The organism is Streptomyces sp. SID3212 (assembly GCF_009865405.1).
In the GTDB taxonomy this organism is placed as follows: Bacteria; Actinomycetota; Actinomycetes; order Streptomycetales; family Streptomycetaceae; genus Streptomyces.
Genome location: NZ_WWJY01000943.1, coordinates 1 through 8305, shown reverse-complemented (window position 1 = coordinate 8305; position 8305 = coordinate 1). Strand labels below are relative to the sequence as shown.

The 8305-nt window shown below is 72.5% G+C and carries 8 protein-coding genes; 3 read left to right on the top strand and 5 right to left on the bottom strand.

What is annotated here, in order from left to right:
- Positions 1-460: 460 nt before the first annotated feature.
- The gene (locus tag GT042_RS28210; RefSeq protein WP_345943953.1) at positions 461-1816 is read right to left on the bottom strand and encodes an ROK family transcriptional regulator; all 1356 of its coding nucleotides are present in this window, start codon (positions 1814-1816) and stop codon (positions 461-463) included.
- 55 nt (positions 1817-1871) lie between these two features.
- Between GT042_RS28210 and GT042_RS28205 the strand changes: the two genes are divergently transcribed.
- Together GT042_RS28205 and GT042_RS28200 are read left to right on the top strand one after the other, a co-directional pair.
- Positions 1872-2969: a Gfo/Idh/MocA family oxidoreductase gene (locus GT042_RS28205; protein WP_161311537.1), complete on the top strand. Its 1098-nt coding sequence runs from the start codon at positions 1872-1874 to the stop codon at positions 2967-2969.
- Positions 2966-3478, top strand: a complete 513-nt coding sequence (locus GT042_RS28200; protein WP_161311536.1) for a heme-degrading domain-containing protein — start codon at positions 2966-2968, stop codon at positions 3476-3478. The genes GT042_RS28205 and GT042_RS28200 overlap by 4 nt, the downstream gene beginning before the upstream one ends.
- Before the next feature lie 138 nt (positions 3479-3616).
- Here the strand turns inward: GT042_RS28200 and GT042_RS28195 are convergent, their stop codons facing one another.
- The 4 genes from GT042_RS28195 to GT042_RS28180 form a co-directional block, all read right to left on the bottom strand.
- Positions 3617-4477: a fumarylacetoacetate hydrolase family protein gene (locus GT042_RS28195; RefSeq protein ID WP_161311535.1), complete on the bottom strand. Its 861-nt coding sequence runs from the start codon at positions 4475-4477 to the stop codon at positions 3617-3619.
- Between the two features lie 264 nt (positions 4478-4741).
- Positions 4742-5506, bottom strand: coding sequence for a YidC/Oxa1 family membrane protein insertase (locus GT042_RS28190; protein ID WP_161311534.1), 765 nt, complete (start codon positions 5504-5506; stop codon positions 4742-4744).
- A 165-nt stretch (positions 5507-5671) separates the two neighbouring features.
- Positions 5672-5983 carry a DUF6412 domain-containing protein gene (locus GT042_RS28185; RefSeq protein WP_161311533.1) on the bottom strand — a complete coding sequence of 104 codons (312 nt, stop codon included), beginning with the start codon at positions 5981-5983 and terminating at the stop codon, positions 5672-5674.
- Positions 5984-6087: 104 nt separating this feature from the next.
- Positions 6088-6615: a helix-turn-helix domain-containing protein gene (locus tag GT042_RS28180; RefSeq protein WP_161311532.1), complete on the bottom strand. Its 528-nt coding sequence runs from the start codon at positions 6613-6615 to the stop codon at positions 6088-6090.
- A 291-nt stretch (positions 6616-6906) separates the two neighbouring features.
- On the opposite strand from GT042_RS28180, the gene GT042_RS28175 reads away from it, so the two are divergent.
- The gene (locus GT042_RS28175) at positions 6907-8271 is read left to right on the top strand and encodes an MFS transporter (protein ID WP_345943954.1); all 1365 of its coding nucleotides are present in this window, start codon (positions 6907-6909) and stop codon (positions 8269-8271) included.
- Positions 8272-8305 lie beyond the last annotated feature (34 nt).

Genomic DNA, 8305 nt, shown 5'->3' with positions numbered 1-8305 from the left:
CAACGGCGATCGGAGCCGCGTGGGTGGTCGCGGGCAGGTCGGGCACCATGGCCGCCGCCGGGGGCGTCAGGGCCGGGGCCACGGCGGTCGCCGCGAGCACTCCGAGTGTGGGGGCGAGGGCATGACGCAGTCGCATGGGGGCACGGCCTTTGCTGCTCGCGAAGCGGTCTGGACACGGACGGTGCCGGTTCCTGGCTCTGCCAGCCGGGCATCGGCCGGCACCGGATCCGACGCTGCCACGCGCGACCCCCGACCTCGCGGCACCACGACACACAAAGGTATGAAAGTCGTATGAATACGCTCGATCAGCCCAACCTCGCGCGCCTCAGGCCGGATCACGCCGACGCCGCCGCACGTCGTGTCGCGGCCTCGCCACGACAGCGCCGACCGCCACGGCAGCAGCCGGCCCCCATCCCCGCGTCATGACGCCACCACACCGCCACAACGACCAGCCCCGGCCTCAACCCGCCTCCCCCTCACCCCAGTTCGGCCCCCGCCCCCGCCCGAACACCGGCGCCAGCACCAACTGCGCCGCTCCCTCCGCCACCGGATACGCGCCCTGCGCGCCTCGTACCGGAATCACCGCGCCCCGCCCCCGTTCCGCGACCGCCGCCCCCACTCCCCGTACAAAACACTCCTCGTGCGCGGCGATCGTCCGGCCGCCGAGCAGCACCCGGTCGATGTCGAGCAACTCCACCAGGTTCGCCGCCCCCGCGCCGAGTACCCGCGCCGCCTCCGCCAGATCGCCGCGCGCGACCGCTGCCAGGCACAGCGCCTCGATGCAGCCCCGGTTGCCGCAGTCGCACAGCGGCCCGTCGAGCTGGATGACCTGGTGACCGAACTCCCCGGCCCCGGTGCGGACCCCCCGGTGGAGCGAGCCGCCGAGGACGAGCCCGGCTCCCAGTCCCGTACCGAGATGGAGGTACGCGAAAGAGTCGCCCGGCCCGCGCAGCGCGAGGCCGAGGGCGGCGGCGTTGGTGTCCTTGTCCAGGACCACCGGGAGCCCCAGGCGTTCGGCGAGGGCGTCGCGCAGCGGGTAGCCGTCCCACGCGGGGAAGCCGGTGACGCGTTGGAGCACGCCGGTGCGGTGGTCGAGGGGGCCCGGCATCGCGACCCCGACGCCGAGCAGCCCCCCGCCGCCCGCCGCCTCGCGCACGTCCCCGGCCGACCGCACGACGGACGACCCGGCCGAGTCTCCGGGCGGCTCCGGGGCCGAATCCTCTGACGAGTTCCCGCCCGCCGACTGCCCGGCCGGCTCCCCCACGGCCCCCACCACCTCCCCGAGCTCCCCGAGCTCCCCGGCAGCCTCCGAGGGCGTCGTCCCAACGACCTCCCCCACCACCCGTCCCACCTGCGCCACAGCCGTCTCCACGACCTCGGTGGCCCCCGCGCCCAGGTCGAACGGAACGGTCCGCGCCGCGACCACCGCCCCGGCCAGGTCCACGAGGACCGCCGTCAGCTCGTCGCGGTCCAAGTGCAGGCCCACCGCGTACGCGGCGGACGGCACCAGCCGCAGGACGGTCCTCGGCTTCCCGCCGGTGGAGGCCCGGCGCCCGGCCTCGACGGCGAGTCCCTCCGTACGCAACCGGGCGGTGATCTTGCTGACGGCCTGCGGGGTCAGGCCCGTGCGTTCGGCGAGCTCCAGCCGGCTGATGCCGCCCGCCCCCGCCGTACGGAGCAGGTCGAGCACGAGCGCGGCGTTGTGCCCACGCAGCACGGGCAGATTGGCCCCCGGCCCGAAAGGCACACCCGCCGCGCCCGCCGCGCCCGCCGCGCTTCCCGCACTCCCCGCACTCCCCGCACTCGCCCTGTTCACCCCGCCATTCTGCACCGCTCTTGCACTTTGGCAACAGCGTTGCTTAAGTGGACCCATGACTGATACCGGGACTGGCACCGCGCTGCGCGTCGCCCTTGTGGGCTACGGCCTCGCGGGCTCCGTCTTCCACGCCCCCCTGATCACCGCGACCGACGGCCTGGTGCTCGACACGATCGTCACCTCGAACCCCGAGCGCCAGGAGCAGGCGCGCGCCGAGTTCCCGGACGTACGGTTCGCGGCGTCGCCGGACGAGCTGTGGGAGCGTACGGACACGCTCGATCTGGTCGTCATCGCCTCCCCCAACAAGACGCACGTACCGCTGGCCACCGCCGCCCTCCAGGCCGGCCTGCCGGTGGTCGTGGACAAGCCGCTCGCCGGATCGGCCGCCGACGCACGGGAGTTGGCCACGCTCGCCGAAGCGCGCGGCCTGCTGCTCTCCGTCTTCCAGAACCGCCGCTGGGACAACGACTTCCGCACCCTCGCCCGGCTGATCGAGGCCGGCGAGCTGGGCGACGTACAGCGCTTTGAATCGCGGTTCGAGCGGTGGCGTCCGCAACTCAAGGGCGGCTGGCGCGAGTCGGGCTCCGCCGAGGAGATCGGCGGACTGCTGTACGACCTGGGCAGCCACATCGTCGACCAGGCGCTGGTCCTCTTCGGCCCGGCGGTACGGGTGTACGCGGAGTCCGACGTACGGCGCCCCGGCGCGCGGGCGGACGACGACACCTTCATCGCGATCACGCACGCGAACGGCGTCCGCTCCCACCTGTACGCCAGCGCCACCACCGCCCAACTCGGCCCGCGCTTCCGCGTGCTGGGCTCGTCGGCGGGCTATGTGAAGTACGGCCTCGACCCGCAGGAGGCGGACCTCCGCGAGGGCAGGCGGCCGGGTACGTACGCCCCCTGGGGTGTGGAACCCCCGTCGATGTGGGGCCGGATCGGCGCGGGCGAGTCCCCGGCGACCGGAGGCGGCGAGCCCGTGGAGACAGAACCGGGCGACTACCCGGCGTTCTACGCGGGGATCGCCACCGCACTGCGCGAGGGCACGGCCCCGCCGGTGTCGGCGCACGAGGCCGCGGCGGCCCTGGACGTACTGGAAGCGGCCCGGCGCTCGGCGCGCGAGGGTGTCACGATCAACCTGGAGGTCCGTTCATGACCACCCCACTGTCCGCCCCTTCCGCCACGCCGCTCTCCACCCCTCCCACCGCCGCCGAACTCGAAGCGCGGGAAGCGGAGCTGACTCTCCGTCACTTCACCCACGACGACGCGTGGGTGCTCGGCACGCTCCTCGTGGAGCTGGCGAGGGAGCGGCGGGCGCCGGTGGCGATCGACATCCGCCGGGGTCCCCAACAGCTGTTCCACTACGCCCTGCCCGGCTCGACGGCCGACAACGACGCCTGGATCGACCGCAAGAGGCGGGTCGCCGAGCGGTACGGGGCGAGCTCGTTCCTCGTCGGCACGCGTTTCCGCGAGAAGGGCACGACGTTCGAGGAGTCGTCACGCCTGGACCCGGACCGGTACGCGGCACACGGCGGCGCGGTCCCGATCGCGGTCGAGGGCGCGGGCGTCATCGGCACGGTCACGGTCTCGGGGCTGCCGCAGGCGGAGGACCACGCGATGGTGGTGGAGGCGCTGGAGAAGCTGAAGGCACTGTCGGCGGAGTAGGCGGAGGGAGGGGGTGGGTGCGGAGTGAGCGGGTGGGTGCGGGCGTGCGGGCGTGGGCCCGCACCCATCACCCCGTACCCATCACCCCGTATCCACCACCGCGCCCCGCCCCGCTCTCACCGGCGCGCGCTACGCGCGCTACGCGCCCTTGAGCTCCTGCCGCTGCCGCCCCAGCCCCGCGATCTCCAGCTCCACCACATCGCCGGGCCGCAGGTACGGCTTGGGCTCGGGCTGCCCCAGCGCGACACCCGCCGGCGTACCGGTGTTGATGACGTCTCCCGGGTAGAGCGTCATGAACTGGCTGACGTACCGCACGACTTCCCCGACCCCGAAGATCTGGTCCGCCGTCGTGCCGTCCTGCTTGACCTCACCGTTCACGCTGAGCTTCATCGCGAGGGCCTGCGGGTCCGGCACCTCGTCCGCCGTGACCAGCCACGGGCCGAGCGGGTTGAACGTCTCGCAGTTCTTGCCCTTGTCCCACTGGCCCCCGCGCTCCAGCTGGAACTCGCGCTCGGAGACGTCGTGCGAGACGGCGTAGCCACCGACGTGCGCCAGCGCCTCCTCCACGGAGTCGAGGTAGCGCGCGGTGCGGCCGATCACCACCGCCAGCTCGACCTCCCAGTCGGTCTTCACACTGCGGCGGGGGACGAGAACCGTGTCATCAGGTCCGACCACTGTGTCCGGAGCCTTGAAGAAGATGATCGGCTCGGAGGGGATCTCCGCGCCGGTCTCACGGGCGTGGTCGTGAAAGTTCAGGCCGATGCAGACGATCTTGCCGATGCGCGCGACCGGGGCCCCGATGCGCAGACCGCTCGGGTCGAGGACGGGCAGGTCGCCGGAGGCGGCGGCGGCGCGTACCCGTTCCAGGGCGGCGTCGTCGGCGAGGAGCGCCCCGTCGATGTCTGTGACCAGGCCGGAGAGGTCCCGGAGGGTCGTACCGTCCTGGTCGAGCAGTGCCGGGCGCTCCGCCCCCGCCGTACCGACTCGCAACAACTTCATTGGTGTTTCTCCCTCTGGTCGAGCTGGTCGGACGGGGTTGGGCCGGATCAGGCCCGGGGTCGAACTGGGGTCGGTCCGGGTCGGTCCGGAGGTGTCCGGGGGTGTCCGGGGGTGTCCGGAGGTGTCCGGGGGTGTCCGGGGGTGTCCGGGGGTGTCCTGGGGTCGCCCGTCCCGGGGACACAGCCGCAGGCGGGCCGTTCGATCCTGCAAGACATCGGATCACTGTGCAAGCCCCGGTTCATCACCTGGACCGACCGAGCCCCCTCACACCGGGCTGGCCAGCGCCCCCGCCAGCGGCATGTCCCGGTAGAGGAAGTACCGTTCGGCCGCTGTCCATGTGGTGCTCGTCACCACGTACAGCGCAGCCGCCAGTGGCACCACGGCGACCGTGAAGAGCGTCGCGAAGGACATCAGCGGCATGAACTTCATCATCGTGCCGAGTCCGGCGACCTGCTGGCCGTCCGGCCCGGCGGGCATCGCGGGCGCGGCGGCCATCTGCCGCTTCATCCGCCGGAAGTTGAAGGTCGCGACTCCGGCGACGATCGCGAAGAGAACCACGTACACCGCACCCGCCGCACCGAACATCCCCCCGTGCGCGAGCGCGTCGGCCCAGCGGTCGCCGAGAGGGGCGGCGAAGAGGGAGTGGCCGAGGAGTTCGTTGGCCCGGCCCCCGATCTGACGGCTGGAGAACAGGTGATACATGAGGAAGAACGCCGGCATCTGCAACAGGCTCGGCAGGCAGCCCGACAGCGGCGAGACCTTCTCCGCCGCGTGCAGTTCCATGAGCGCGGTCTTCATGCGCTCGGGGTTCTTGGCGTGCTTCTTGCGCAGTTCGGCGATCTGCGGGGCCAGCCTGGTACGGGCCTTCTGGCCGCGCGCGGACGCCCGGGAGAGGGGGTGGATCGCGAGCCGTACCAACGCGGTGAAGAGGATGATCGCCGCCGCGGCCGCGCCGTGGTGGAAGACCGGCCGGAGAAGGTCGGAGAAGTTGCCGACCAGGTCGGCGAAGACAGACATGAAGACGGACATGGTGAGCCCTCCGTGGGGTCTCGTCGTGCCGGACGAATGGGGATTCGTGATGTCGGCAGGACGACCCGCGCGGGGATACCGGGGTGGGGAGGGTACGGGGGAAAGAGCCGTGAGGCAGTGAAGCCGTCAGGCAGTGAAGCGGTGGTGAACCCGGTCGGTGAACCCCTACGCGGCCGTCGCCGGGCGACGGCCGGGCGCTCGGGCCCTGGTGCGGCCGGAGGCGTCGGGATCCCGTTGCGGGAGGAAGGCGGTGCGCTGCTCGCGATCGCGGATCGCGGTCCGTACCCGCTGACGCGGTACGGCGGGCACGGAGCGCGCGCTGATGTGCGCGCACACGGCGAGCGCGGTACCGGCCGCGGCGGTGGCGGCGAGCGCGACGGCGGCGGAGAGGCTGCCGGCGTCCAGCAGCATGACTTCGGTGAGGAGGAAGAGCAGCAGGCCGGCGGGGCGGAGCTGGCGCGATGCGGTACGGATCATGGCCTGCCCCCCCTCTGGTCGTCCTCGGTGTCGTGCTCTTCGTCCCCGACCGGGAGGTCAGGCGCACTCCAACCGTTATACAGGATGGGTTCGTACGGAATCGGTCAGACGCGATCGGTCGCGAGCGGCCGGAGCAGCCGGCGGGGGTGCAGCAGGGCCCGGCACACGGCGTCCTCCGGATTCCGGTCGAGTCCCGGGCCGGGGAGCATCTCGACGTCCTGCGGCGGTACGGGCACGGCGCACGCGGAGCACTCCCCGTACGCGCCCAGTTCGGTCCCGCACACGGCGTGGGTGAAGATCCGCAGCTGCTCCGAGCCGTCGACCTCACGTCCCCAGACGCTGAGCGAGCGCACGATCGGCCAGAGGCCGAGACCGCGTTCGGTCAGGACGTACTCGTCGCGGGGCGGGGTGTCCTGGTAGCGGCGCTTCTCCAGTACGCCGGCCCGCTCCAGGCTCTGGAGGCGGGAGGCGAGGACGGCGCGCGGCACGCCGAGGTGGGTGAGGAAGTCGTTGTAGCGACGGACCCCGTAGAAGGCGTCGCGGACGACCAGGAGGGTCCAGCGTTCGCCGATGATCTCCAGCGCGCGGGCCATCGAGCACTGCTGGGTCGTGTAGTCCTTCCCGAGAGCCATGCGGCCACCTTAACAAGTCCAGGTTCAATCAATGAACCGACCATGCTACGCTCGGCGCCGACCGGTCAGGTTCAATGAACGAACCAACTTGGTCGGGGCACGACGGGGTCACGGAACAACGGACCGTAGGGGACGAGAGACACCATGGCTGGAACGAGCACAGACACAAACGGACAGGTGCCGATCCCGGGAACACCACCCACGGCCGCACCCGAGGCCACGGCCTCCCCCGAGGCCACACCCTCCCCCGAGCTCACGGCCGCACCCGAGCCCGAGCCCACGCCCACAGGGGTGACCGCGCGCCCGCATCGCGCCACCCTCCCCGCCGCCACCCTCGCGGTCACCAGCCTCGCCACGATGGTCGCGCTGATGAACTACACGACCCCGATGCTCAGCCTCCCCACCCTCACCGCGGAGTTCGGCACCCCGCTCTCCGCCCAGGCGTGGCTCCTCAACGGCACCCCTCTCGGTCTCGCCGCCCTGCTCCTCGTGGCGGGAAGCCTCGCCGACGACTACGGCCGGCGGCGGCTCTTCCTCATCGGCACCTTCGCGCTGGGCGTCAGCACGGCGCTCGGCGCGCTCGCGGGCGACAGCCTCTTCTTCACCCTGACCCGGGTCGCGCAGGGCGCGGCGAGCGCGGCCATCATCGCGAGCAGTCTCGGCCTGCTGGTCCACGCCTTCCCCGCCGGGCACGCGCGGATCAGGGCGACGGGCGTGTGGGGCGCGTTCGTCAGCGGCGGGATCGCCCTCGGCCCGCTGCTGGCCGGCGCGCTGAACAGCACCAGTTGGCGTCTGCCGTACGTGATCCTCGGCGCCGCCGCACTCGTCACGGCCGCCTTCGCCACCCGCGTACTCACCGAGTCACGCGCCCCGCAGCGCACCCGGCCCGATCTGACGGGCGCGCTGACCCTCGCGCTGGCCCTCACGGCACTCATCAGCGCGCTCACGCTGGGCCGGGACGGCTGGCTGCGCGCGCCGGTCCTGCTCCTGCTGGCCGCGGCCGTCGTACTCACGGCGGTTTTCGCCGCGGTGGAGAGGCGTACCACAGCACCCCTCATCGACCTGGGCCTTCTGCGCCGCCCGCTGTTCCAGGCGGCGTCGGTGGGCGGACTGTTCACCGGGCTCGCGGTGATCGGGATGATGAGCTACCTGCCGTCGCTGCTCCAGGGGACGATACGGCTGTCGGCGCTCGGCGCGGCCTGGCTGTTCGTCCTGTGGGCGGGCACCGCGTTCGTGGTGGCGCTCCAGGCCAGGCGCCTGAGCGGGAGGGTGGCGGCGCGCCACCAACTGGCGTTCGGTTTCGTCCTGCACGCGGTGGGGGCGCCGGCGATCATGGTGGCGCTGGACGCGGGTTCCCTGGTGGGCCTGCTGCCGGGGCTGTTCGTCGCGGGGGTGGGCAGCGGCCTGCTGAACGCGGCACTGCCCCGCCTCTCCGTCGAGTCAGTACCGCCAGAGCGCGCGGCGATGGGCTCGGGCGCCAACAACACGGCCCGCTACATCGGTTCGGCGGCGGGCGTGGCCCTGATGATCGCGGTGGCGACGTCGGGCGGGAGCCGGGAGGCGGGGGCGAACGCGGCGATCCTGGTGGCGACGGCGCTCTCGCTGGTGGCGGCGGCACTGATGCTCGTACTGAAGGACCGCACACCAAGCCCCTGACAGACGCCCCCACCCCCCACCGCTACCTCCCCTC